Here is a 22,121-nt window from a genome sequence, read left to right as displayed (position 1 = left end):
ACGGCCCGCTAGAACAACTGCCCCTGGCCGTCCATCGGCGGTTCCTCCGGGTCGAAGAGCCGCGGCTCGGTCGCCAGGAGGGGCGCCGAGCGGCGGGAGCCGGGGCAGGAGACGAGGTCGTAGGAGACACGGCGGCCGGGCGGGTCGTGGCGGGCGTAGCGGCCGCCGACGACGGCGATCTCCCGGGAACAGACGGGGCAGGTGCGGCGGGGTGCGGACATCCCTTAAGTGTCGCAAATGTTCAGAACGTCTCCGTCGGAACGTGGGAACCCCACACCTCCCGGAGGGCCCCGCAGACCTCGCCGACCGTGGCGCGGGCGCGCAGCGCCTCCTTCATCGGGGGGAGGACGTTGGCCGTGGGGGTGGCGGCGGCCGCCCGCAGCGCGGTCAGGGCGGAGTCCACGTCCCGCGCGGACCGGTGGGCGCGCAGGGCCGCGAGGCGTTCGCGCTGGAGGGTCTCGATGGCGGGATCCACCCGCAGGGGGACGTAGGGCTCCTCCTCGGCCAGTTCCTCCTCGGCCAGGCGGTAGCGGTTGACGCCGACGACGACGCGCTCGCCGCTCTCGGTCTCCTGCGCGATGCGGTACGCGTTGCGTTCGATCTCGCCCTTCTGGAAGCCGCGCTCGATCGCGGCCACGGCCCCGCCGAGGTCCTCGACCCGGCCCATCAGCGCCACGGCCGCCTCCTCCAGTCCGTCGGTGAGGGACTCGACGACGTACGAGCCGGCGAACGGGTCGACGGTCGCGGTGACGTCCGTCTCGTGGGCGAGGACCTGCTGGGTGCGCAGGGCGAGGCGGGCGGCCTTCGCGCCGGGGAGGGCGATGGCCTCGTCGTAGGAGTTGGTGTGCAGGGACTGAGTGCCGCCGAGGACGGCGGCCAGCCCCTGCACCGTGACCCGCGCCAGGTTCACCTCCGGCTGCTGGGCGGTGAGCTGGACGCCTGCGGTCTGGGTGTGGAAGCGCAGCATCAGCGACTTCGGGTTCCGGGCGCCGAAGTCGTCGCGCATCACCCGCGCCCAGATCCGGCGCGCGGCGCGGAACTTGGCCACCTCCTCCAGCAGGGTCGTGCGGGCGACGAAGAAGAACGAGAGCCGGGGGGCGAAGTCGTCCACGGCCATCCCGGCGGCGACGGCCGCGCGCACATACGCGATCCCGTTGGAGAGCGTGAAGGCGACCTCCTGCGCGGGCGAGGCGCCCGCCTCGGCCATGTGGTAGCCGGAGATGGAGATGGTGTTCCAGCGGGGGATCGCGGTGCGGCAGTAGCGGAAGATGTCCGAGGTGAGGCGCAGCGACGGGCCGGGCGGGAAGATGTACGTGCCTCGGGCGATGTACTCCTTGAGCACGTCGTTCTGGATCGTACCGGTCAACTGCCCTGCTACCACGCCCTGTTCCTCGCCGACGAGCTCGTACATGAGCAGCAGCAGCGCGGCCGGGGCGTTGATGGTCATCGAGGTGGAGACGCGGTCGAGCGGGATGCCGTCGAAGAGCAACCGCATGTCCTCGACGGAGTCGACGGCGACGCCGACTTTGCCGACCTCGCCGTGCGCGAGGGGCGCGTCGGAGTCGTGGCCCATCTGGGTGGGCAGGTCGAAGGCGACGGAGAGGCCGTGCCCGCCGTGCGCGATCAGCTGGCGGTAGCGGGCGTTGGACTCGGCCGCGGTGCCGAACCCGGCGTACTGGCGCATCGTCCAGGGGCGGCCGGTGTACATCGTGGGGTGGATGCCGCGGGTGTACGGGTACGAGCCGGGCTCGCCGAGCCGCTCCGCGGGGTCCCATCCGTCGAGGTCGGCGGGCCCGTAGACGGGCCGGATGCCGAGCCCGGACTCGGTGGTCCGGGGCTTGTGTTCCCGTTCTTCCATGAGTGACGCCTCCCGCCGTGCGAACGCCGCCCCGCCCCGGGCAACGGACTGTAGCGGCGGGCGGAGCAGGGTGTCAGGGGACGCGCGCGCCCGCACGGAGGAGCGCGGGCAGGGCCGGGGGTCGTGCCCCGCCCGCGCCGTGCGCGGAGCCTGCAATAAGGGGGGAACCGAGGCTCCTGCGCGGCCGATGACCAGTCGGCCCACTCCCTACAGCGCCGGGCGGCCGGAAAACGTCACGGAGGGGGCGGGTGACGATCCGGACGGATCCGGCGCCGACGGTTTCGCCACGGTCGGCTTAGGGGCGGACGGGTGCCGCCCGCCGCGGTGCTCGTCGTCCCCCTCCTCGTCCGGGTCGCGGCCGTGTTCTCCGCCATGTTCCCCGCCGCGCAGCAGCTGCTCGCAGTAGTCACGGACCCCGGACGGGCCTCCGGCCTCGTTTTCGAGGGTGCGTACTGCGCCCTCATCGGCTTTTTCCCGCCATTTCCCCTCAAGGAGGTAGTCCCGGCAGAGACGGGCGGCCCAGCGGCGCTGCCCCCGCTCCTCGTTCCGGTCCCGGTTCCGGTCCCGGGACGGCGGGTCCTCGCCCTTCTCCTCCCCCTTCCCCGGCCGCTCGTCCGGCGACGCGGACGCGGCGGGACTGCCGCCGGGCGGTGCGCCGGGCGTGGCCGTACGGGTGCCGGGCGGTGCGCCGCGGCGGCCGCCGGGGTGGACGGACGGGGGCGGGAACGGCCCGCCGTCCTCCGCCCGCGGGGTGCGGTACGGGGACGGGCCGGGCACGTCGGCGGGGCCGCCGGTCCGCGCCCCGGGGCCGGCGCTCGCGGCCACCTGCTCCTCCCCGCCCGCCGGGGCCCCGGCCCTGGTCCCGGTCCCCGTCCCGAACGGCGCGGGGAGGCCGACGAGGCCGGCGGCCACGGCGGCGCCGCTCAACGCGCAGCCGGCGGCGGCGAGTACGAGCGCGGCGCGTACGGGCCGCCGCAGGACGGGCCGCCCGGCGGGCGCCGCCGCGCGCGCCGCGCGGAACGCGGCCAGCGCGGCCTCCTCGCCGGGGAGCGGGGTGCCCGGCTCGGGCAGGGGGGCGACGAGGGCGCGCAGGACCTCCGGCGCGGGTGTCTCCGACGCGGGTGTCTCGTCATGCTCGTCCGCCATCACATGTCCTTCTGCGTCCGCGCCCGCAAGCGCGTCACACCGCGAGAGGGCCCCGCTCCACCGGGTGACCGGTGCTCCGTCACGTTCGTCGTCATCAGTTCGGCCAGTCTGCGCAGGCCCCGGTGGGCGGCGGTGCGGACCGCGCCGGGGCGTTTGCCCAGCACCTCCGCGGCGGTCGCGGCGTCGAGGCCGACGACCACACGCAGGACGACGGCCTCGGCCTGGTCCTGCGGGAGCCTGGCGATGAGGGCGAGGGCGCGGCCGGTGCCCAGGGCCTCCAGAGCCTCCCCCGCCGTGTCCGCGTTCCCCGCGCGGCCCGCGAGTTCGCTGTCGTCACCGCCGACGGCGGGGCGCCGGCCGCGCATCCGTATGTGGTCGAGGGCACGGTTGCGGGCGATCCTGGCCGCCCAGCCGCGGAAACGGTCCGCGTCGCCGGTGAACCGGCCCAGGTCACGGGCGATTTGGAGCCAGGCCTCGGACGCCACGTCCTCCGCGTCGGACTCGCCGACGAGCGTGCGCACATATCCCAGCAGGCGGGGCTGCACGGACCGGTAGACGGTGCGGAACGCCGTCTCGTCACCGCCCTGTGCCGCGCGTACGGCGGCGCTCAGTTCAGCGTCATCCCCCTGCACACCCAACATCCTGCACCACTTGCAGAACTGATGGATCAGTAACCCGGAGGTCCGCCACCGTAGGGGTTCCCCGGTGGACCGGCGTACGGGTTGTTGTACGGGTTGCCGTACGGGCCCGGCGGCAACGTCGGCGCCGGCCCGTACACCTGCGCCTCGTACGGAAGCGACCCGTACGGCAGTGACTCCAGGGCCCGTTGCTCCTGCATCCCCGTCAACTGCCGTATGACGAGCAGGGCGAGCACCCCGGCGACCGCACAGAGCAGGTATCCGAAGGCGCCGGCACCGGCCAGCGTCCGCAGCCGGCGCACGTCCTCCTGGAGGTGGCCGTGGCGGTGGGTCCGCGCCTCGGCCAGCGCATACGCCACGGTCGTCACGGCGTTGACCGCACCGGCCAGAACGCCGCACACCCACCAGGAGTCGAGCAGACCCCTCGGCGGGCCCTGCGGTCCCGCGGGGGCACTGGCCCGCCAGATGTCGTCGGCGATCTGCTTGGGGAACCAGAGGTTGACCACCGGCGTGAACCACGCGCCGACCGCCCACCCGCTGCCGAAGCGGTGCGAACCGGGCGCCAGCGCCTCAGCGTTGAGCCGGACGCGACGGAACCACGCCGTCCACAGGGCGAGGGCGCCGAGCCCGAGCACCCCGGCGACGAGCGCCATCGAGGCGTGGAAGGCGTCCGCGGCGTCGGCCCGTCGCGCCGTCGCCTCCGTCAGGTCCGCTCCCTCGGCCAGGACGTCCGCGAGCGCGCCGCGCTGCTGGAACCGCGCGGCGGCGAGCAGCAGCAGGGCGAGCAGGAAGAGGGTGAGCAGCGCGGTGAGCGAAAGACGCAGACCGCGGCGGAGGTCCACGCCGTCGTGCCGGTACTGCTGCTGCATTCTTCGGCTCCCCCCCACAGGACACGCGCGGCCCGCACGTTACCGGTACGGTCCCGGCGCGGTCCCGGTGTGACGGAAAACCGCCGTCCGGCGCTGAAGGGAGTGCGAGCCTCACCGAGGTTCGCAGTGGGCGGCGGCCGGGGCCTCTCCTGTGGGGGGTAGCGGCACCGGCCGTCGTCCGTCCTCCGCCCCCGCCTCTATCCCGAGGTGCGCGAGCAGGTCCTCGAAGAGGTTCTCCACGCGCGGCTCGGGCTCCGCGGCGAGGACGGCCGCGAGTCCGTCCGGGTCCGCGGTGTGGCCCGCGGCGGCGGCCCAGGCCGAGCAGTGCGCGGCGGCGGCGCGGGGATCGGGGAAGAGTTCGTCGAGGGCCAGACCCGTATCGGCCATGTAGCCCGCGAGCGCCCGGCGGCCCAGACAGGCGGACCACGGCGCACCGCCCGGACCGGCCCCGCTGACCACGGCACAGTCGCTCTCCATCACGTAAGCGGCCAGGGCCGGCGCCCCGGTCTCGTCGGCGAGGGCCCTCACGAGGGCGTCGAGGTCGCCGAGTTCGGGCTGGTGGGGGTGGTGCCAGAGCTGCCAGCCGTCGTCGAAGGAGGCGGTGGGGAGGAGATGGTGACGGTTCGTCCGGAGGGCCGGGCTCTCGGGGAGGGAGCGGCCGGGGCGGGCGAGGAGGAGATAGCCCCAGAAGTGCATTGTTTTTCCTCCCGGTTGGTGTGGGGGTCTTCGGGAGGTACTGCGCGGGGGGTGCGGGTTGTGTCACACGGGTGGGGGGTGGGGCGGGCTGGTTGTGCCCCGGTCCCGCCCTTTCACCGTTTCTTCCGGGGCTCCGCCCCGGGGCCCGGCACCGCGGCTCCGCCGCGGTGGGGCGGGGGCTGCGCCCCCTGCACCCCTGCTTCCGGGGCTCCGCCCCTGGCCCCCGTTTGTCGCGGCTTCGCCGCTCGTCCTCAAACGCCGGACGGGCTGGATCGGCGCGCCACTTCAGCCCGTCCGGCGCTTGAGGACTCCGCCCGAAGGGCGGACGGGGTCCGGGGTTTCCCCGGAAGAAACGGTGAAAGGGCGGGGCAGGGGCACACACCCAAGCCTGTCCGGCGTTTGAGGACAGCGCCCGCAGGGCGCTTCGGGGCCAGGGGGCGGAGCCCCCGGTAGGGCGCAGGGGCGAAGCCCCGCCCCGCCCACCCGCGCGAAGCGCGGGCCCCCGCGCGCGGCAGCGCGCAGCGGGGTCCCGCAGGGGCGGCAGCCCCTGCGAAAACGGTTTAGGGCGGGGCGGGGAGCAAACCCCCTACGCCTCCCCCTCCCCCTCCACATCCTTCACCGACAGCGTCAAGTCATTCGTCACCGTGAAGAACGGCCGCACCCGCACCCCACCCCTCTCCGCCCCCGGAAACGTATCGACCCCCTTGCGATCCGCGAAATCCCCGGCAAGACGCCCCACCCGGAGAAGCGGCGCCCCCGCCGCGGGGCGGATGGAGAGGTCCCACAGGTCCTGCTCCTCCCCGCGCCGCTGCCACATCACGCCGTACGGAAGGCGCGCGACACCGTCCACGGCGGACAGCGGCGCGCGGACGTCGCCGACGGAGCCGTCGCCGCCGCGCAGGCGGGCGACGAGTTCCGCGCCTTCCCCGAGCGCCACCCCGTAGGGCCGGACCGTGACCGTGACCGCTTCGTCCTCGACGCGCACCGCCGTGGCCTCCGCGTGCGAGGGACGCAGCCAGGTGCGGACGGCGAGGAAGCCGTCGCTGGTCTCGTAGGGGATCCACACCGAGGCGGAGAGCTCCACCCTCAGCAGGGCCTTCTGTTCGACGAGGACGGCGCGGAGCCGGCGCCGGGTCTTGTCGCCGGGCCGCTCCGCGTACGTGTCCCAGCGGCCCTCGGGCAGCGCGGCGTGTGCCGCGCGGTCGACGCGGGCCTCGGCCCAGGTGCCGGCGCGCCGCTCCAGGGGGACGCGCACGGACTCCTTGCCCTTGCTGCCGCGGTGCCGCAGCAGCAGATGGGTGTCGGCGGCGGTGAGCTCGTCGGCGCGGACGCGGAAGAGGAGGGAGCCGTCGGAGGTGACGGCGCAGCGGGCGGCCGGGTTGGCGGCCTCGGGGGCCGCCGGGGCCGCGGCGGCCGGCTTGCCGCGCCCGCCGCCGCCGAACAGGCCGCGCAGCAGGCCCTTCTTGGGGGCGGCGGTGCAGCCGGGGCGCAGTTCCTCGAAGAGCCGCTCGTAGCGGCGGGCGATGGCGTCGGGCTCGTACCGCTTGGCGGCGCCCCGCGCGGCGGCGCCGAGCCGCGCACGGGCGCCCGCGTCGCCGGTGAGCTTGAGGAGCGCCTCGGCGTACGCCTCGACGTTCGCGTCCTCGTCGCCGGAGGGGGAGAGCGGGACGAGGATGCCGTCCGTGCCGTCGGTGAGGATCTCGCGCGGGCCGTGCGGGCAGTCGGTGGCGACGACGGGCAGCCCGGCGTGCATGGCCTCGACGATGGTCATGCCGAAGGACTCGGCGTCGGAGGCGACGGCGGCGACGGCGCCCTTGGACCACTCGGTCTCGATGGGCGAGCGGGCGCCCATGAGCGTGATGCGCTCGTAGAGGCCCAGCTTCTCGATGCGGGCGCGCAGCTTGGCCTTGCTGGTGCCGCGCCCGTAGATGCGCAGCTGCCAGTCGGGGCGCTCGTCGGCGATGCGGGCGAAGGCGTCGATGAGGCGGTCGTAGCGCTTGACGGAGACGAGCCGGCCCGCCGAGACGATGACCTTCGAGTTGCCGTCGGAGGGCTCGGCGGCGGGCGCGGGGACGGCGTTGGGAATGCCGAGGACCTTGGCGCGGCCGCCGCCGGGGAGCCGGTCGCGGTAGTGCCCGGCGTCGGCCTCGGAGACGGTGGCGAAGGCGTCGAGCGCGTTGATCGCCGGGTCCATGACGGCGTGCAGCTCGGGGACATGTGCCTCGTGGGTGAGGTGCTCCTGGCCGATGCGCAGGTAGCGGTCGTCGCCGTACTGCGCGAGGTAGCCGATGAGCTTGGGGCGGGTGGCGATGACGACGTCGGCGTCGGTGGCCGCGAGGTGGGCGCGGACGCGCTCGTCGGTCAGGGCGGTGGCGGCCATGCGGCCGTTGTCGATGCGCTCGTCGCGGAAGATCTCGCTGGGCTTCTGGTTGAGCGGTGCGGCGTGTTCGTCGGTCTCGGTGCCTTCGCGCAGGTCGACGAGGGGGGTGAGGCGCACGCGCGGGTCGATCGTGAGCTCGGGCTCGTCCACGGGGCGGTTGACGCTGATGATGCGGACCTCGTGCCGGTCGGCGAGGGCGGTGGCGAGGTTGACGGTCGAGCGGATGGTCCCGCCGATCCCGTACGCGTTGTGCAGCAGAAATTCGATCTTCATCGGGCCCTCGTTCAGGTGCGATGGTGCGATGTTGGCGTGCGATGTTGGCGATGGTGCGTGGGGCGCGCTCGCGCGCTTCCGCCGTGGACGGCTGCGCCGCGTACCGGTGCCTGTACCTTCCGTTTGGTCAACGACCGGGTGCCGCGCATGGTTCAACCCCGGAGGCTAGCCCGCTTTGGCGGCGCGTGCCGACGACCGCCCGGGCCGTCCCGTTATGTGGTCCATTGGCCAGGCGCCGTAAGGGTGTTCAGCCGCCGCGCACCCGCGCGTACAGGGCGGTGAAGTCCTGCCAGGACAGCTGGGGCGGGCGGGGGTCCCACAGCCGCTGGGCCGTGGCGGCCAGCGGCAGCCGGATTCCGTTTGCGACCTGCTCGGGGGTCTGGGCGTCCGCGTGGTCGCACCACACGGCGAACCGGCCGCCCGGCACCCGCCCGGGGCCCGCCGTACCGGCGGCGACGGCGGCGGTGCCGCGCAGGACGGCGGGCGACCACTCCTTGTAGATGAGTTCTCCCGTGGGGTAGCGGAAGTCGTTGGGCTCGCCGAGCACGTAGTAGAGGTAGCGGTCGTTGAGGTTGACGACCGTGCGTCCCTCGTTCAGGTATTCCTGCGGGTCCCGGGCGCCGAGCTCGCGGCCGGTCCAGTACTCGACCTCGATGGCCGGGTCGGGGGTGACGGTCCCGCCGCGGAAGAAGCCGTCGTTCCAGGCCTTGGGCGTCCTGCCGAGGGAGCGGGCGACGCCGGCCCGGTCGTCGAGCCAGGCGGTGGCCAGGTCCTGGACGCGCCCCTGGGGGCCGAAGCGCTCGCGTGCGAGCCGGGCCAGCTGCGGGTACGCGGCCTGCGGGTCGGGGGCCATCAGCGCGTGGTACTCGTCGCCGCCGAGGTGCCAGTACGGCCCGGGGAAGAGCGGGGCGAACTCGCGCATCAGGTCGTCCACGATGCGGGCGGCGCCGGGCGCGGAGATGTCGACGGCGCCCCGGGTGCTCCTGCCTGCGGCGTCGCGCAGCTGGAGGTCGGGGTGGGCCGCGAGGACGGCGCCCAGGTGGCCGGGCGAGTCGAGTTCGGGGATCACGGTGATGTGGAGGGAGCCGGCGAGGGCGACGATCCGGCGGACCTCGGCCTTGGTGAGGTGTGCCGGGGAGACGATCTCGGGGTGGGTGCTGCTCTCGATGCGGAAGCCCTGGTCGTCGGAGAAGTGCAGGGCGAGCTGGTTGAGCTTGAGGTCGGCCAGCTCGCGCAGCCGGGCCTCGATCCAGGCGGCGTCGAAGTGCTTGCGGGCGGTGTCCAGGTGCAGCCCGCGCTGGGCGCGGTCCGGGGCGTCCTCGATGTCGCCCTCGGGGAGCCCGCCGCCGGAGCGGACGGCCTGGCGGACGGTGCGGGTGCCGTAGAAGGCGCCGGCCTCGGCGGGCGCGGTGACCAGCACCTTCCCCGACCGGGTGGTCAGCCGGTAGCCCTCGGGGCCGCCGGCCTCGCCGGGCCGGAGCGCCAGCTCGACGTCGCCGGTGCGGGCGGGCCCGGCCGCGGCGGTGAGTCCCAGCTCGCCGGCGAGGAGGCGCGCCTCGTCGGCGAGCGGGCCGTGGGGGTCGGTGACGACCCTGGCCCCGGGCGCGGGCCGCCAGCCCGGGCCGGAGCGGGCGGTGAAGGAGCGGACGGCGGGGACGACCTTCGGCGGGCCGGTGACGGGTGCGACGGAGGGGGACGAGGAGGACGGCGCGGCCTGGCTGGAGCGGGCGTCGTCCGGAGTGCTGCGGGCGGGGCCGTCGTGGGAGCAGCCGGGGGCGACTCCGGCGACGACGAGGGCGACGAGGACGGCCGAGGTCCTCAGCAGCGCGGCGCGGGTGACATGGACGGGCAGACCCATGGAGCAAAACCTCCCAATTACGAGGAAGATAGCTCTTTCTGTCACCAATTCCATCGAATGCACGCCCGAAACATGCCCCTTATGGGTGAATTTCCGACATCCAAACAGGGGCCGTTCGGCCACCACCCGGACACCGTGCGGCACATGGCCACCGGCACCGACCCGTACATGCCAGTTTGATCACACCTGCCATACCCCACGCGACCGAACCGACAAGGCGTCGCTACGATGGCCAGGGCCGGTGGACCGTACCCGGCCGGGCCCGACCGACAGCGAAGCCGGCAGGCCCCGATCCGCTCCCGGAGGGTTTTCCGTGCCGGCTGGAACGCTTTACCGCGGCCGGGAAGGCATGTGGTCCTGGGTGGCTCACCGAGTCACCGGCGTCCTCATTTTCTTCTTCCTGTTCGTGCACGTACTCGACACCGCTCTCGTCCGCGTCTCCCCCGAGGCGTACGACACCGTGGTCGCGACGTACAAGACACCCGTCGTCAACGTGATGGAGTACGGCCTCGTCGCCGCCATCCTCTTCCACGCGCTCAACGGCCTCCGCGTCATCGCGGTGGACTTCTGGTCCAAGGGCCCGCGGTACCAGAAGCAGATGCTGTGGACCGTTGTCGGCGTCTGGGTCGTGCTGATGGCCGGCGCCTTCTACCCCGTGCTCAGCCACACGCTGCACACCCTGTTCGGGAGCTGACGCCAGACATGTCCGCTGAAACCACCCCCGCTGCCGCCGCCGTGGACGACGTCCCGCTCTACGACGCCGACAACCCGGCCCCGGTCATCGAGGCGCCCCGCAAGCGCACCAAGAAGACGCCGAAGTCGACGCGCACCAACTTCGAGCTGTACGGCTGGCTCTTCATGCGGCTGTCCGGCATCGTCCTCGTGGTCCTGGTCCTGGGCCACCTGCTGATCCAGCTAGTGCTGGACGGCGGCGTCACCAAGGTCGGCTTCGCCTTCGTCGCCGGCCGCTGGGCCTCGCCGTTCTGGCAGGCATGGGACCTGATCATGCTGTGGCTCGCGATGCTGCACGGCGCCAACGGCCTGCGCACGGTCATCAACGACTACGCGGAGCGGGACACCACCCGCTTCTGGCTGAAGATGCTGCTGTACACCGCCACGGTGTTCACCGTCCTGCTGGGTTCCCTGGTGATCTTCACCTTCGACCCGAACATCCGCTAGAGCCGGGGCTGAGGCGCTTTCTCATGAAGATCCACAAGTACGACACCGTCATCGTCGGCGCCGGCGGCGCGGGCATGCGCGCCGCCATCGAGGCGACGAAGCGCAGCCGCACCGCGGTCCTGACGAAGCTCTACCCGACCCGGTCCCACACCGGCGCCGCGCAGGGCGGCATGGCCGCCGCCCTCGCCAACGTCGAGGAGGACAACTGGGAGTGGCACACCTTCGACACGGTCAAGGGCGGTGACTACCTGGTCGACCAGGACGCCGCGGAGATCCTGGCGAAGGAGGCCATCGACGCGGTCCTCGACCTGGAGAAGATGGGCCTGCCGTTCAACCGCACCCCGGACGGCACCATCGACCAGCGCCGCTTCGGCGGTCACTCGCGCAACCACGGCGAGGCCCCGGTCCGCCGGTCCTGCTACGCCGCGGACCGCACCGGCCACATGATCCTCCAGACGCTGTACCAGAACTGCGTCAAGGAGGGCGTGGAGTTCTTCAACGAGTTCTACGTCCTCGACCAGCTGATCACCGAGGTGGACGGCGTCAAGAAGTCCGCCGGTGTGGTCGCCTACGAGCTGGCCACCGGCGAGATCCACGTCTTCCAGGCGAAGTCGGTCATCTACGCCTCCGGCGGCACCGGCAAGTTCTTCAAGGTGACCTCCAACGCGCACACCCTCACCGGCGACGGCCAGGCGGCCTGCTACCGGCGCGGACTGCCGCTGGAGGACATGGAGTTCTTCCAGTTCCACCCGACCGGCATCTGGCGCATGGGCATCCTGCTGACGGAGGGCGCCCGCGGTGAGGGCGGCATCCTCCGCAACAAGGACGGCGAGCGCTTCATGGAGAAGTACGCGCCGGTCATGAAGGACCTCGCGTCCCGTGACGTCGTCTCGCGCTCCATCTACACGGAGATCCGCGAGGGCCGCGGCTGCGGTCCCGAGGGCGACCACGTCTACCTGGACCTCACCCACCTGCCGCCGGAGCAGCTGGACGCCAAGCTGCCGGACATCACCGAGTTCGCGCGCACCTACCTCGGCATCGAGCCCTACACGGACCCGATCCCGATCCAGCCGACCGCGCACTACGCGATGGGCGGCATCCCGACCAACGTCGAGGGCGAGGTGCTGGCCGACAACGACACCGTCGTCCCCGGCCTCTACGCCGCCGGCGAGGTCGCCTGCGTCTCGGTGCACGGCGCCAACCGCCTCGGCACCAACTCGCTGCTGGACATCAACGTGTTCGGCCGCCGCGCGGGCATCGCCGCCGCCGAGTACTCCGCCAAGGCCGACTACGTCGAGCTGCCGGAGAACCCGGCCCAGCTCGTCGTCGACCAGGTCGAGAAGCTGCGCGAGTCCACCGGCAAGGAGCGGGTGGCCGAGCTGCGCCGCGAGCTCCAGGAGACCATGGACGCCAACGTCATGGTCTTCCGCACCGAGCAGACCATCAAGACGGCCGTCGAGAAGATCGCCGAGCTGCGCGAGCGGTACAAGAACGTTTCCGTCCAGGACAAGGGCAAGCGTTTCAACACCGACCTGCTGGAGGCCATCGAGCTGGGCAACCTGCTCGACCTGGCCGAGGTCATGGCCGTGTCCGCGCTGGCGCGCAAGGAGTCCCGCGGCGGTCACTACCGCGAGGACTTCCCCACCCGCGACGACGTCAACTTCATGCGCCACACCATGGCGTACCGCGAGGTCGACGCGGACGGCAAGGACTCGATCCGCCTCGACTACAAGCCGGTCGTGCAGACCCGCTACCAGCCCATGGAGCGTAAGTACTGATGAGCACCGCGACTCTCGACAAGGTGGAGGCGGAGGCCGCGTCCTCCCCCTACATCAAGGTCACCTTCCGCATCCGCCGCTTCAACCCCGAGGTCTCGGACGAGGCGAACTGGCAGGACTTCGAGGTCGAGATCGACCCGAAGGAGCGTGTGCTCGACGGTCTCCACAAGATCAAGTGGGACCTGGACGGCACGCTGACCTTCCGCCGCTCCTGCGCCCACGGCATCTGCGGCTCGGACGCCATGCGCATCAACGGCCGCAACCGCCTGGCCTGCAAGACCCTGATCAAGGACATCAACCCGGCCAAGCCGATCACTGTGGAGCCCATCAAGGGCCTCACGGTCCTCAAGGACCTCGTGGTCGACATGGAGCCGTTCTTCCAGGCCTACCGCGATGTCATGCCCTTCCTGATCACCAAGGGCAACGAGCCGACGCGCGAGCGCCTGCAGTCCGCCGAGGACCGCGAGCGCTTCGACGACACCACCAAGTGCATCCTGTGCGCCGCGTGCACCTCCTCGTGCCCGGTGTTCTGGAACGACGGCCAGTACTTCGGCCCGGCGGCGATCGTCAACGCGCACCGCTTCATCTTCGACTCCCGCGACGAGGCGGGTGAGCAGCGCCTGGAGATCCTGAACGACAAGGACGGCGTCTGGCGCTGCCGCACCACCTTCAACTGCACCGATGCCTGCCCGCGCGGCATCGAGGTGACGAAGGCGATCCAGGAGGTCAAGCGCGCGCTGATCACGCGTCGCTTCTGATCTCTTCCCGTTCAACGGGACGAGGGCCCGCTCCACTTGACGTGGGGCGGGCCCTCGCGCATGTCATCCCAGCTCCGCGATCGTCTCCTCCAGCCAGGCCAGTTCGGCCTTCGAGGTCGCGCGGGCGATGGTGAGCACGCCGCGGCGGAACGGGTCGTCCACGTCGTCGGCGGACAGCGGCCGGTCCCCGTCGTAGAAGAAGCTGCTCGGCTCGCTGAGGAACGCCAGCCGCCGACGCAGCACTTCGGTCTGCGCCTGCCCCTCGGGCAGGTGGCGGAGGAAGGCGAGCAGGACGAACCAGCGGTTCTCGTCCGTGATGAACGGCTCGGCGGGCCGGCACAGCCGCTCCAGGAACTCCCGCCGCCCGTCGTCGGTCAGGCTGAGCATGTGCCGCGGCGCCGCCGCCGTGCCCTGTTGCTGCTCCCGGACGAGCAGCCCGGCACCCTCCATCCGCTTGATCGCCGGGTAGAGCGTGCCGTGGCTGATCGCCTTGACGTGTCCGGTCAGCCGGGCGATGCGGGTGCGCAACTCGTAGCCGTGCAGAGGTTCTTCGTGGAGGAAGCCGAGTACGGCGAGATCCAACAGGCTTGACATGGACAGACAGTTTAAGCCTAAGCTCCCTGACGTGTCGAAACGACATACGACGTTTCGACACTCTCAGGGAGGGAGCACATCTTTGTCGTCCACGACGCTGAACACCCCCATCCGCCACCGCACCCCCGGCGAGGATCCCGGTGGCAGCCCTCGCCGCGCTGGCGCTCTCCGTCTTCGCGCTCTGCTCGGCCGAGTTCGCCCTCATCGGGCTGCTGCTCGACGTCTCGCGGGACCTGCGCGTCTCCGTGGCCGACGCCGGACAGTTGCTCAGCTCGTACGCGGTCACGGTCGCCGTCGGCGGCCCCGTCGTCACCGTCCTCACCGCCCGCGTGGCCCCGAGGCGGCTGGCCCTGGCCCTGCTGGCGGTCTTCGCCGCCGCCAACGTCCTGGGCGCCCTCGCCCCGTCGTTCCCCCTGCTCATGGCCGCCCGGACGCTGGGGGCCCTGACGCACAGCGCATTCGCCGCGATCTGCATCGTGATCGCCGTCCGCCTCGCGCCGCCCGCGCGCCGCGCCTCGGCCATCGCCTGGGTCTCCGGCGGGCTCGGCCTGGCCACCGTGCTGGGCGGGCCGATCGGCACCGCGATCGGCCAACAGTGGGGCTGGCGGGCGACGTTCTGGTGCGTGACGGGGGCGGCGACCCTCGGTTTCCTGGCCATCCTCTCCCTGGTGCCCGGCTCGGTCACCAGGGAGACGGGCGGGACGGTACGCGGCGAGACCGGTGCTCTCAAGCGCCCCCAGGTGCTCTGCGCCCTGACCGTCACCACCGTCTCGCAAGCAGGCTGGTTCCTGCTCTACAGCTTCATCTCCCCCTTGCTGCGCCAGGCCACCGGCTTCGGCACGACCGCGACGACCGTCCTGCTCTTCGTCTTCGGCCTCGGCGGCTTCGCGGGGAACGCCGTCGGCGGCCGGCTCGCGGACCGCACCCTGCGCGGCACCCTGATCACCATGCTGGCCCTGCTCGCCGCCGCGCTGCTCCTGACCAGCACCGTCACCCACGTCCGTCCCGCCGTGCCCGTCGCGATCCTGCTGATCGGCTTCGCCTCCGGCGCACTGGTGCCGCCGCTCCAGGCATGGGTGCTCAGCGCTGCGGGCGGCAGCTCGGCCCTGGCAGTCGCCGCCAACACCTCGGCCTTCAACCTCGGCAACGCGGCCGGTTCCTGGGGTGGTTCACGACTGCTGGACGCCGGGACGGACATCACGGCGCTGGGCTGGGCCGGTGCAGTGGTGGTGGCCGTGGCACTCGTAGTGACATTGGTGGCGCTGCGCCGGGGTTCCGCCGGGCGGCGGAGCCGGTTCCTCCCTCCGTACGATCTCCGGTGACCGTGGCGACGGAAGGCTGGGGGCATGACGACGACCGCCCCTTCCCCGACCGAACGGCCCGTCCCCCGCTGGGCGTTGCGGCTGGCCCGCGCGCTGCCGCTGCTGGCCCTGCCCGTCTGTCTGTGGCGCCTGCCCTACGCCTTCAACTACACGATGGGCTGGCGGGAGCAGACCGACAACGGCCCCTGGCTGGGCGTCCCTTACGTCTTCGGCCTCAGCGTGCTGACCGAACTGGCGGCGCTCGCCACGCTGGCGCTGGTACGCCCCTGGGGCGAGACGTTCTCGGCCCGCCTCCCCCGCGTCGGCGGCCGGCGCGTCCCCCCGGCCGTGGTCCTGGTCCCCGCCGCCCTCTTCAGCCTGGGCCTGCTGGGGCTGGCGGCCGACTGGGTGCTGACGGAATTCAGGGTGATCGACCCCGGCGTCGGCTACACCAACGGGTGGTGGAGGGCGCTGGCGACGACGGTCAGCGGACTGTTCGTCCTGTCGTGGGCCCCGATCGTGACCGCGCTGACCGTCGCCTACTACGTACGCCGCCGTCGAGGAGCCCCCGGCCTCAGCCGTTGACGAACCCCATCGACGCCTGGTCGTACCGCGTCCCCGCGACCTCCCCGGCCGGGGCCGCCGCGTCGATCGCCGCCAGCTCGTCCGCGGACAGGGTCAGCGTCGCCGCCGCGGCGTTCTCCTCCAGGTACTTCTGGCGGCGCGTACCCGGGATCGGGACGACGTTCTCGCCCCGGTGCTGCACCCACGCCAGCGCCAGCTGCCCGGCCGTGACGCCGCGCTCGGCGGCCAGCGCCTCCAGCCGCTCGACGATGGCGAGGTTCCGCTCCAGGTTGCCGTCGGCGAAACGGGGCTGGGTGCGGCGGATGTCCGACTCGGGCAGGCTGTCGAGGGAGGTGTAGCGGCCGGTGAGGAAGCCGCGCCCGAGCGGCGAGAACGGGACGACGCCGATGCCCAGTTCACGGCAGGTCGGCAGGACCTCGGCCTCGATGTCCCGCGTCCACAGCGACCACTCGCTCTGCAGCGCGGCGATCGGGTGGACGGCGTGCGCCCGCCGGATCGTCTCCGCGCCGGCCTCGGAGAGCCCCAGGTGACGCACCTTGCCCTCCTTCACCAGCTCGGCCATCGCGCCCACGGTCTCCTCGATGGGCACCTCCCGGTCGATCCGGTGGACGTAGTAGAGGTCGATGTGGTCGAGCCCGAGCCGGCGCAGGGACGCCTCGGCGGCCTGCCGGACGTACGCGGCGTCGCCCCGGATCTGTATGGGCTCGCCGAGCTTGTTGGCGAAGCCGAACTTGGTGGCGACGACGGCCTGTTCGCGGCGGCGGGAGTCGGTGAGGGCCCGCCCGATGAGCTCCTCGTTGTGCCCGTGCCCGTAGAAGTCGGAGCTGTCGAGGAGGGTGACGCCCAGGTCGAGGGCGTGGTGGATCGTCGCGACCGACTGCTCGTCGTCCGATGCGCCGTAGGCGTGGCTCATGCCCATGCAGCCGAGGCCCTGGGCGCCGACGGTGAGTGCGCCGAGGTGGCGGGTGGGGAGAGTGGGCATGGTGGGCCTCCTGGGATCGCTGTGTTCCGGGGACGTCCATGACACTAGGAGTTGGAGCGCACTCCAACGCAAGCCCCCGCGCCGTGACTCCGCGGCGACGGACCGTCGAGCGGGCCGCCGCATTAGGGTGGCCACCATGGCTGATCTTTCCACCCCCTATGTGCAGGTCAACGGCCGTGCCGCCGACACCGACCCGATGTTCACGACCTTGATGGGCGGCTACGGGCACATGACCGCCATGCAGATCCGGGACGGCCGGGTGCGGGGACTCGATCTCCATGTGACCCGGCTGGACACGGCCACGCGGGAGTTGTTCGGCGAAGGGCTGGACGGCGCGCTCGTCCGGGAACGCATCCGGCAGGGACTCGCCGGGGCGGGGGCGGGCGACGCCTCGCTCCGGGTGTACGTCTACGCCCCCGACCCCGGCGCCGGACCGGAGACCACGGTGGTGGTCCGGCCCCCCGCACCCGAACCGTCCGCTCCTCAGAGCCTGCTCAGCGTCCCCTACCTGCGACCCCAGGCCCACCTCAAGCACGTGGGGGTGTTCGGGCAGGCGTACCACCTCAGGCGGGTGGCCGCCCGAGGGTTCGACGAGGCGCTGCTGGTCGGGCCGGACGGCGCGGTGGCCGAAGGAGCCATCACCAATGTGGGGTTCCTGGACGGCGACACTGTGGTCTGGCCCGACGCCCCTGCCCTGGACGGGATCACCATGCTGCTGCTCCGGCGGGAACTGGACCGGACGGGCCTGCGGTGGCGGCAGCAGCCGGTGGCACTGGATGAAGTGGCCCGCTTCGACGCGGCGTTCGTCTCCAACTCCCTCGGCATCGCCCCGGTTTCCCGGATCGACGACGTGCGCTTCGCCACCGGAACGGAACTGCTGGGGCAGCTGAAGCGGCTTTACGCACGCGTGCCGTGGGATGTCGTCTGACGAGCTCCGGAGCGTCATGGGGCTGTTGCCCTGGCCCCTCAATGAGCCACGCGCTGATGGCGGCCCATGGTGACGCACCACGCCTCTGCGGCGACGCGGTCACCGGCCCGCCAGGCCCGGTAGTACTCCGCCTTGATGCGCCGGCACTCGGCACAGTGGCCCTGTAGCGGCTGCGCGTCGGCAACGGATTCGTTCACGCCAGGCCGCCCCGGCGGCTGCGGGCGTTGGCGGCCGCCACGTCGTGGCTCATCGGTTCGCGGCGGACGGCGCGGTAGGCGCGCAGCGCGGCGGCGACCAGGCGCGCCTCCTCCTCGCGGAGCGGGTCGAGGACGGATACGTACGCCTGGCCGTGGTTCGGCGGTTCCGGTACGACCCGGACGGCGATGCCGTGCGCGCGGAAGGCGTCGTGCAGTTCGACCGCGAGGCGGGCGGACGTCTCCCGGAGGAGGGCGAGGCTGCGTTGCTGGGGGCTCTTGGACATGAGCGGGTACCTCCGTTTCGGTCCACCAGCATCGGGCCGTGACGCTACGCTCACCAGGGATTTTGTTTTCGGAGCCGGATCGAGAAAACGGGGGCAACTGTGCCCGCAGCGAAGGAGCTTGACCCGTCCGCGTCATTGGCCGCCCTGTACGGGTCGAGGGTGCGCAAGCGGCGCTTGCGGGCCGGGTGGACACAGCGGGAGCTGGGCGAGAAGGTGCATCTGAGTCATGGGCGGATCGCCCAGATCGAGCTCGGGAACGAGGTTCCGGCCGAGGACGTGTCCAAGCGGTTGGACGAGGTGCTGGGGGCGGAGGGGGAGCTTCACGAGCTGTGGATGCATGTGGAGCGCATCCCACTCAAGGGCTGGATGCAGAACTACATCGATTGCGAGGCCAGGGCCGTGGCCATGCACAAGTACCTGGCTTATTGGCTTCCCGGGCTGTTGCAGACCGAGGCGTATGCGCGCGAGCTCATGAGCGCCTACTACCCGTGGTACTCCCCCGACGAGATCCAGAAGCAAGTCGAACGACGGCTCGCCCGACAAAGCATTCTCACCAGGCCGGAGCCTCCCTTTCTGTGGATGGTGCTGGACGAGGCGATCCTGCGCCGTCCTGTCGGTGGACCGGCCGTCATGTACGAACAGTTGGCGCGCCTTGTGAATTCGGCCCAAGCGCCGAACGTCAAAGTCCAAGTGCTCCCGTTCGCAGTCGGCGTCCATGCCGCGCTTGGCTGTTCGTTGACGCTACTGGCCTTCGAACGCGGTCCTGATGTCGCCTACCTCGAAGGCAGCGACACTGGCAGCCTCGTAAGGGACCGGGCCTCAGTCCTCCGGTACTCCCATCGCTACGATCACGTGCACGCTGCGGCGTTGCCACCGGACGACTCCATCGCCCTGCTGGAACGAACCATGAAGGAATTCAGCGCATGAAGTCCCTGAACCGTGCGGGTTGGCGCAAGTCGACGTATAGCAGCCCGGGCGGAACCGACTGTGTCGAGATATCCGACTGCCCGCTCAGCGGCGTACTGATACGGGACAGCAAGAACAGAGGGGCCGCGCCCCTGAGCGTCACACCCCCCGCCTGGAACGCCTTCCTCACCGTCATCCGAGGTGAATGACCACCTCACGATGGGCGAAGCACCGCCCCCGGTGCCACCCTGGAAGGCGGAGGCCATGCAATGACGACCACGCCTTCGTCCTCACCCTCGGCGGGCTCGCCCTCCGCGGGCCGGATCGACGTCCATCAGCACATCCTGCCGCCCGGCTACCGCGAGCAGCTGATCCGGCGCGGAAACTTCGCCGGGAGCGGCGACTGGCCGGTGCCCGAGTGGAGCCGGGACGGGGCGCTGGCGATGATGGACGACCGCTGCATCGGCGTCGGCATACTCTCGGTGAGCGCCCCCGGGGTGCACTTCGGCGACGACGCAGCCGCCCGCGAGCTGGCCCGGGCCGTCAACGATTACACGGCCGAGGTGGTCAAGGACCGCCCCGACCGCTTCGGCCAGTTCGCGAGCCTGCCGCTGCCGGACGTGGACGGCGCCCTCACCGAGGCGGCCCGCGCGTACGACGACCTGGGCGCCGATGGCGTGGAGTTGCTCTCCAACGCCGGTGGACGCTACCTCGGGGACCCGGAGTTCGAGCCGCTGTGGGCCGAACTCGACGCACGGGCCGCCGTGGTGCACATCCACCCCACGTTCCTCCCCGCACCCCTGGTGCCCGGACTGCCCCCGCCGGTCGCCGACTTCCCCTGCGACACCACGCGCACCGGTGTGCACCTGACGTACAACGGCGCGCTGCGCCGCCACCCACGGGTCAGGGTGATCCTGTCCCACGGCGGCGGCGCCTTGCCGTACCTGGCCCACCGGATCGCCGCCACCGGCCCCCTGGCCCGGCCGGAGCTCACCCGGGACGGAATCCTGGAAGACCTGCGGCGTTTCCACTTCGACACTGCGATGGCCGGCGGGCCCACATCGCTGCCCGCCTTGCGCGCCTTCGCAGCGTCCGGCCACCTCCACTACGGCAGCGACTGGCCGTTCCTGCCGGCCGAGCAAGGGGCGTACTTCACCGGGCTGTTGGACGGCTTCGAGGGGTGGGCCGACGGCGAGCTGGACGCGGTCGACCGGGACGGCGCGGAGGCCCTGTTCCCGCGGCTCGGCCGTTGACAGCGCCTCCCGGACACGCCGTTCCGGACACACCTTCCCGGCCACTGGACCGGCGCCCGGAACACCCCCGCACGGTCGGCACGTGCGGTTTCCCCGCCCCTCCCCCGTACCTCCAGACCCCGCCCCCATCCGGAAACGGATGGTCCGGCGCGGCCGGAACACCCTGCTGACACCCGGCGCCACGGGGCTAAATCGCGCTCTTCGTACGGAAGTTGCGGAAGCGTCCATTTCAAGCCTGTGCGGCTGGCCAGGTCTGGTCAGGCCCCCTGTCCACTCGTACCGTCTCCTGTGCTCCGGAGCCCGTCCCGAGACGGTTCCGACCACAAGGGGAAGACCAAATGACGCCACTCAGAACCGCGGCCCTGTCCGCCCTGGCCGTGACGGCCTGCGCACTCGTCCTCGCACCCACCGCGGCCCAGGCCGCCCCGCAGGGTCCGCCGCGCACCGACGACACCCTGACCTTCTCGGTCCTGGACGCGAAGTCCTCCATACCGCGCGCCGGAACGTTCCGGCTCCAGGACCTGCCCCGGTACGGGGTCGAACGCAAGGCCGTCGACCGAATCGGCCGGGCGGACGTCAAGGCTCCGGGCGACCCGGCCTACCGGATCGTCGGCGAGTGGAAGGACAAGGACAACGTCACCACCACCATGCGCCAGGGAAAATGGCCGGGCGGTGACTACGGGTTCGGCCTGACGAAGGTCGAGCAGAAGCACAATCTGAGCCTGGCCGCCGTCCGGGCCACCACCAAGTACCCGCGCCCCAACGGGGGCAAGTGGCAGCAGAGCGGGACGACGTACAACTACGTCACCGACGTCCTGCATGTGAAGTGCAGCGGCTGGTGGATCTTCCGCACCTGCCGTGTCGTGGAGGTCAAGTCCGTGAAGGCCGTGGTGAACTTCCGTGGCCTGCCGGACGGGAAGCCGTTCGGTGTGGTGACCGCCTTCTGCGAGAACACTCCGGGTCGCTGCCCGGACTGGGTGCGCCAGGCCATCAACATCTGAGGAAGCGCGAGGAAGCGCGTGGAGAGGAGCAGGGGCATGAGTGCTCGTCCGGTACGCCCGTCCGTCCGCTGGCCTGGAGCGGAGTGGTGGGCGCCCCTGCTCCTCGACGTGGCCGCGCTCCAGCGGGCCAACGTCCGCACCGGCCCGGTGCTGGAGTCCGTCGACCTGACGGGCCCGGCCCCGTCGGTCACGGCCCGCTGGCCCGGCGGGGCGCACCTCACCGTCACGCCCGGCCCCGAGCCGGGCCCGGAGACCCTGCGGGCGGCCCTGGCCGGTCCGGGCCCGGTCGCGCCGCCCGCCGTCGCGCCGTGGCGGGCGCCCGGGCGGGACGACCCGCCGCGGCTGAAGTACGCCTGGCTGCTGGAGGAGTTGGGCAACCACAGCGACGCGTGGTTCGCGTACACCCGCGAGCCCGTCGCCCTGCTCTCCGTCCGCCTGGAGAGCAGCGGCACCCTCACGGTCGGGACGTCCCGCCCGGCCCGCGGGGACGAACTGCGCTTCGCCTTCCGCCTGGACGACCGCGACTGCGCGGACGCGCTGGGCATCTCCTACGCGCTCGCGGCCCAGACGGCGGACGCGGCGACGGAGGGCCTGCGGCCGGTGGGTTCGCGGGAGGGGCGGGCGGTGTACGCGCTCCCGCTCCGGCTGCCCGAATGA

The 22,121-nt window shown here is 72.1% G+C and carries 24 protein-coding genes; 12 read left to right on the top strand and 12 right to left on the bottom strand.

The annotated features are described in order from the left end of the window. Nucleotides 1-8: 8 nt before the first annotated feature. The 8 genes from AB8735_RS22940 to AB8735_RS22905 form a co-directional block, all read right to left on the bottom strand. The gene (locus AB8735_RS22940) at nucleotides 9-221 is read right to left on the bottom strand and encodes a hypothetical protein (protein ID WP_344023769.1); all 213 of its coding nucleotides are present in this window, start codon (nucleotides 219-221) and stop codon (nucleotides 9-11) included. Between the two features lie 20 nt (nucleotides 222-241). After that, the gene (locus tag AB8735_RS22935; RefSeq protein ID WP_372409054.1) at nucleotides 242-1,858 is read right to left on the bottom strand and encodes a methylmalonyl-CoA mutase; all 1,617 of its coding nucleotides are present in this window, start codon (nucleotides 1,856-1,858) and stop codon (nucleotides 242-244) included. 207 nt (nucleotides 1,859-2,065) lie between these two features. After that, entirely contained in the window at nucleotides 2,066-3,004 is a 939-nt protein-coding gene (locus tag AB8735_RS22930) for a hypothetical protein (RefSeq protein ID WP_372409052.1), read from the bottom strand. Next, on the bottom strand, nucleotides 3,004-3,636 hold the full coding sequence (locus AB8735_RS22925; protein ID WP_372409050.1) for an RNA polymerase sigma factor: 633 nt from the start codon (nucleotides 3,634-3,636) through the stop codon (nucleotides 3,004-3,006). The genes AB8735_RS22930 and AB8735_RS22925 overlap by 1 nt, the downstream gene beginning before the upstream one ends. Before the next feature lie 35 nt (nucleotides 3,637-3,671). Further along, nucleotides 3,672-4,511 carry a DUF4328 domain-containing protein gene (locus tag AB8735_RS22920; protein ID WP_372409048.1) on the bottom strand — a complete coding sequence of 280 codons (840 nt, stop codon included), beginning with the start codon at nucleotides 4,509-4,511 and terminating at the stop codon, nucleotides 3,672-3,674. 111 nt (nucleotides 4,512-4,622) lie between these two features. Continuing rightward, on the bottom strand, nucleotides 4,623-5,207 hold the full coding sequence (locus AB8735_RS22915) for a hypothetical protein (protein ID WP_344023779.1): 585 nt from the start codon (nucleotides 5,205-5,207) through the stop codon (nucleotides 4,623-4,625). A gap of 586 nt (nucleotides 5,208-5,793) precedes the next feature. Next, a complete protein-coding gene (locus tag AB8735_RS22910; RefSeq protein ID WP_372409046.1) occupies nucleotides 5,794-7,860 on the bottom strand; it encodes a glycosyltransferase in 2,067 nt (688 codons plus the stop codon). Between the two features lie 247 nt (nucleotides 7,861-8,107). Beyond that, nucleotides 8,108-9,718, bottom strand: a complete 1,611-nt coding sequence (locus AB8735_RS22905) for a glycoside hydrolase family 20 protein (protein WP_372409045.1) — start codon at nucleotides 9,716-9,718, stop codon at nucleotides 8,108-8,110. Between the two features lie 313 nt (nucleotides 9,719-10,031). Between AB8735_RS22905 and sdhC the strand changes: the two genes are divergently transcribed. Genes sdhC through AB8735_RS22885 form a run of 4 tightly spaced genes read left to right on the top strand, consistent with a single transcriptional unit; the run spans nucleotide 10,032 to nucleotide 13,433 of the window. Then, nucleotides 10,032-10,412 (top strand): succinate dehydrogenase, cytochrome b556 subunit, encoded by a 381-nt coding sequence (gene sdhC, locus AB8735_RS22900; RefSeq protein ID WP_344027459.1) that lies wholly within the window; start codon nucleotides 10,032-10,034, stop codon nucleotides 10,410-10,412. A gap of 8 nt (nucleotides 10,413-10,420) precedes the next feature. Beyond that, nucleotides 10,421-10,897 (top strand): succinate dehydrogenase hydrophobic membrane anchor subunit, encoded by a 477-nt coding sequence (locus AB8735_RS22895; protein WP_344027457.1) that lies wholly within the window; start codon nucleotides 10,421-10,423, stop codon nucleotides 10,895-10,897. Between the two features lie 23 nt (nucleotides 10,898-10,920). Further along, complete coding sequence (gene sdhA / locus AB8735_RS22890) at nucleotides 10,921-12,675, top strand: succinate dehydrogenase flavoprotein subunit (RefSeq protein ID WP_372409043.1); 1,755 nt, start codon at nucleotides 10,921-10,923, stop codon at nucleotides 12,673-12,675. Continuing rightward, the gene (locus AB8735_RS22885) at nucleotides 12,675-13,433 is read left to right on the top strand and encodes a succinate dehydrogenase iron-sulfur subunit (RefSeq protein ID WP_344027453.1); all 759 of its coding nucleotides are present in this window, start codon (nucleotides 12,675-12,677) and stop codon (nucleotides 13,431-13,433) included. The genes sdhA and AB8735_RS22885 overlap by 1 nt, the downstream gene beginning before the upstream one ends. A 63-nt stretch (nucleotides 13,434-13,496) precedes the next feature. On the opposite strand, the gene AB8735_RS22880 is transcribed toward AB8735_RS22885, so the two are convergent. Then, a complete protein-coding gene (locus AB8735_RS22880) occupies nucleotides 13,497-14,027 on the bottom strand; it encodes a PadR family transcriptional regulator (protein ID WP_372409042.1) in 531 nt (176 codons plus the stop codon). A gap of 140 nt (nucleotides 14,028-14,167) precedes the next feature. Between AB8735_RS22880 and AB8735_RS22875 the strand changes: the two genes are divergently transcribed. Together AB8735_RS22875 and AB8735_RS22870 are read left to right on the top strand one after the other, a co-directional pair. Next, complete coding sequence (locus AB8735_RS22875; protein WP_372409040.1) at nucleotides 14,168-15,349, top strand: MFS transporter; 1,182 nt, start codon at nucleotides 14,168-14,170, stop codon at nucleotides 15,347-15,349. Nucleotides 15,350-15,373: 24 nt separating this feature from the next. Continuing rightward, nucleotides 15,374-15,913, top strand: a complete 540-nt coding sequence (locus AB8735_RS22870) for a hypothetical protein (protein ID WP_372409038.1) — start codon at nucleotides 15,374-15,376, stop codon at nucleotides 15,911-15,913. On the opposite strand, the gene AB8735_RS22865 is transcribed toward AB8735_RS22870, so the two are convergent. Further along, nucleotides 15,903-16,895, bottom strand: coding sequence for an aldo/keto reductase (locus tag AB8735_RS22865; RefSeq protein ID WP_372409036.1), 993 nt, complete (start codon nucleotides 16,893-16,895; stop codon nucleotides 15,903-15,905). The genes AB8735_RS22870 and AB8735_RS22865 overlap by 11 nt on opposite strands. 136 nt (nucleotides 16,896-17,031) lie before the next feature. On the opposite strand from AB8735_RS22865, the gene AB8735_RS22860 reads away from it, so the two are divergent. After that, nucleotides 17,032-17,823: an aminotransferase class IV gene (locus AB8735_RS22860; RefSeq protein WP_372409035.1), complete on the top strand. Its 792-nt coding sequence runs from the start codon at nucleotides 17,032-17,034 to the stop codon at nucleotides 17,821-17,823. A 38-nt stretch (nucleotides 17,824-17,861) separates the two neighbouring features. Here AB8735_RS22860 and AB8735_RS22855 read toward each other — a convergent pair whose 3' ends face one another. Together AB8735_RS22855 and AB8735_RS22850 are read right to left on the bottom strand one after the other, a co-directional pair. After that, nucleotides 17,862-18,020, bottom strand: coding sequence for a hypothetical protein (locus AB8735_RS22855; protein WP_344027441.1), 159 nt, complete (start codon nucleotides 18,018-18,020; stop codon nucleotides 17,862-17,864). After that, complete coding sequence (locus AB8735_RS22850; RefSeq protein ID WP_344027439.1) at nucleotides 18,017-18,304, bottom strand: hypothetical protein; 288 nt, start codon at nucleotides 18,302-18,304, stop codon at nucleotides 18,017-18,019. Before AB8735_RS22850 ends, AB8735_RS22855 begins: the two co-directional genes overlap by 4 nt. Before the next feature lie 159 nt (nucleotides 18,305-18,463). Between AB8735_RS22850 and AB8735_RS22845 the strand changes: the two genes are divergently transcribed. From AB8735_RS22845 to AB8735_RS22825, 5 genes are all read left to right on the top strand, one after another. Beyond that, nucleotides 18,464-19,231 carry a helix-turn-helix transcriptional regulator gene (locus AB8735_RS22845; RefSeq protein ID WP_372409033.1) on the top strand — a complete coding sequence of 256 codons (768 nt, stop codon included), beginning with the start codon at nucleotides 18,464-18,466 and terminating at the stop codon, nucleotides 19,229-19,231. Then, entirely contained in the window at nucleotides 19,228-19,419 is a 192-nt protein-coding gene (locus tag AB8735_RS22840; protein ID WP_372409032.1) for a DUF397 domain-containing protein, read from the top strand. Before AB8735_RS22845 ends, AB8735_RS22840 begins: the two co-directional genes overlap by 4 nt. A gap of 60 nt (nucleotides 19,420-19,479) precedes the next feature. Then, nucleotides 19,480-20,463, top strand: coding sequence for an amidohydrolase family protein (locus tag AB8735_RS22835; protein ID WP_372409030.1), 984 nt, complete (start codon nucleotides 19,480-19,482; stop codon nucleotides 20,461-20,463). 338 nt (nucleotides 20,464-20,801) lie between these two features. Next, complete coding sequence (locus AB8735_RS22830) at nucleotides 20,802-21,464, top strand: hypothetical protein (RefSeq protein WP_372409029.1); 663 nt, start codon at nucleotides 20,802-20,804, stop codon at nucleotides 21,462-21,464. A gap of 36 nt (nucleotides 21,465-21,500) precedes the next feature. After that, entirely contained in the window at nucleotides 21,501-22,121 is a 621-nt protein-coding gene (locus AB8735_RS22825) for a hypothetical protein (protein WP_372409028.1), read from the top strand.

Source organism: Streptomyces luteireticuli, from assembly GCF_041519305.1.
In the GTDB taxonomy this organism is placed as follows: domain Bacteria; phylum Actinomycetota; class Actinomycetes; order Streptomycetales; family Streptomycetaceae; genus Streptomyces; species Streptomyces luteireticuli.
This window is presented reverse-complemented; position numbering and strand designations above follow the sequence as displayed.

What these genes read in the sequence shown, in the direction of transcription:
- AB8735_RS22910 (WP_372409046.1), bottom strand. Translation starts at nt 7,860, where the DNA reads ATGAAGATCGAATTTCTGCTGCACAACGCGTACGGGATCGGCGGGACC.
- AB8735_RS22930 (WP_372409052.1), bottom strand. Translation starts at nt 3,004, where the DNA reads ATGGCGGACGAGCATGACGAGACACCCGCGTCGGAGACACCCGCGCCG.
- AB8735_RS22940 (WP_344023769.1), bottom strand. Translation starts at nt 221, where the DNA reads ATGTCCGCACCCCGCCGCACCTGCCCCGTCTGTTCCCGGGAGATCGCC.
- AB8735_RS22895 (WP_344027457.1), top strand. Translation starts at nt 10,421, where the DNA reads ATGTCCGCTGAAACCACCCCCGCTGCCGCCGCCGTGGACGACGTCCCG.
- AB8735_RS22840 (WP_372409032.1), top strand. Translation starts at nt 19,228, where the DNA reads ATGAAGTCCCTGAACCGTGCGGGTTGGCGCAAGTCGACGTATAGCAGC.
- AB8735_RS22860 (WP_372409035.1), top strand. Translation starts at nt 17,032, where the DNA reads ATGGCTGATCTTTCCACCCCCTATGTGCAGGTCAACGGCCGTGCCGCC.
- AB8735_RS22835 (WP_372409030.1), top strand. Translation starts at nt 19,480, where the DNA reads ATGACGACCACGCCTTCGTCCTCACCCTCGGCGGGCTCGCCCTCCGCG.
- AB8735_RS22850 (WP_344027439.1), bottom strand. Translation starts at nt 18,304, where the DNA reads ATGTCCAAGAGCCCCCAGCAACGCAGCCTCGCCCTCCTCCGGGAGACG.
- sdhA (WP_372409043.1), top strand. Translation starts at nt 10,921, where the DNA reads ATGAAGATCCACAAGTACGACACCGTCATCGTCGGCGCCGGCGGCGCG.
- AB8735_RS22920 (WP_372409048.1), bottom strand. Translation starts at nt 4,511, where the DNA reads ATGCAGCAGCAGTACCGGCACGACGGCGTGGACCTCCGCCGCGGTCTG.
- AB8735_RS22830 (WP_372409029.1), top strand. Translation starts at nt 20,802, where the DNA reads ATGACGCCACTCAGAACCGCGGCCCTGTCCGCCCTGGCCGTGACGGCC.
- AB8735_RS22935 (WP_372409054.1), bottom strand. Translation starts at nt 1,858, where the DNA reads ATGGAAGAACGGGAACACAAGCCCCGGACCACCGAGTCCGGGCTCGGC.
- AB8735_RS22905 (WP_372409045.1), bottom strand. Translation starts at nt 9,718, where the DNA reads ATGGGTCTGCCCGTCCATGTCACCCGCGCCGCGCTGCTGAGGACCTCG.
- AB8735_RS22825 (WP_372409028.1), top strand. Translation starts at nt 21,501, where the DNA reads ATGAGTGCTCGTCCGGTACGCCCGTCCGTCCGCTGGCCTGGAGCGGAG.
- AB8735_RS22870 (WP_372409038.1), top strand. Translation starts at nt 15,374, where the DNA reads ATGACGACGACCGCCCCTTCCCCGACCGAACGGCCCGTCCCCCGCTGG.
- AB8735_RS22865 (WP_372409036.1), bottom strand. Translation starts at nt 16,895, where the DNA reads ATGCCCACTCTCCCCACCCGCCACCTCGGCGCACTCACCGTCGGCGCC.
- AB8735_RS22880 (WP_372409042.1), bottom strand. Translation starts at nt 14,027, where the DNA reads ATGTCAAGCCTGTTGGATCTCGCCGTACTCGGCTTCCTCCACGAAGAA.
- AB8735_RS22885 (WP_344027453.1), top strand. Translation starts at nt 12,675, where the DNA reads ATGAGCACCGCGACTCTCGACAAGGTGGAGGCGGAGGCCGCGTCCTCC.
- AB8735_RS22915 (WP_344023779.1), bottom strand. Translation starts at nt 5,207, where the DNA reads ATGCACTTCTGGGGCTATCTCCTCCTCGCCCGCCCCGGCCGCTCCCTC.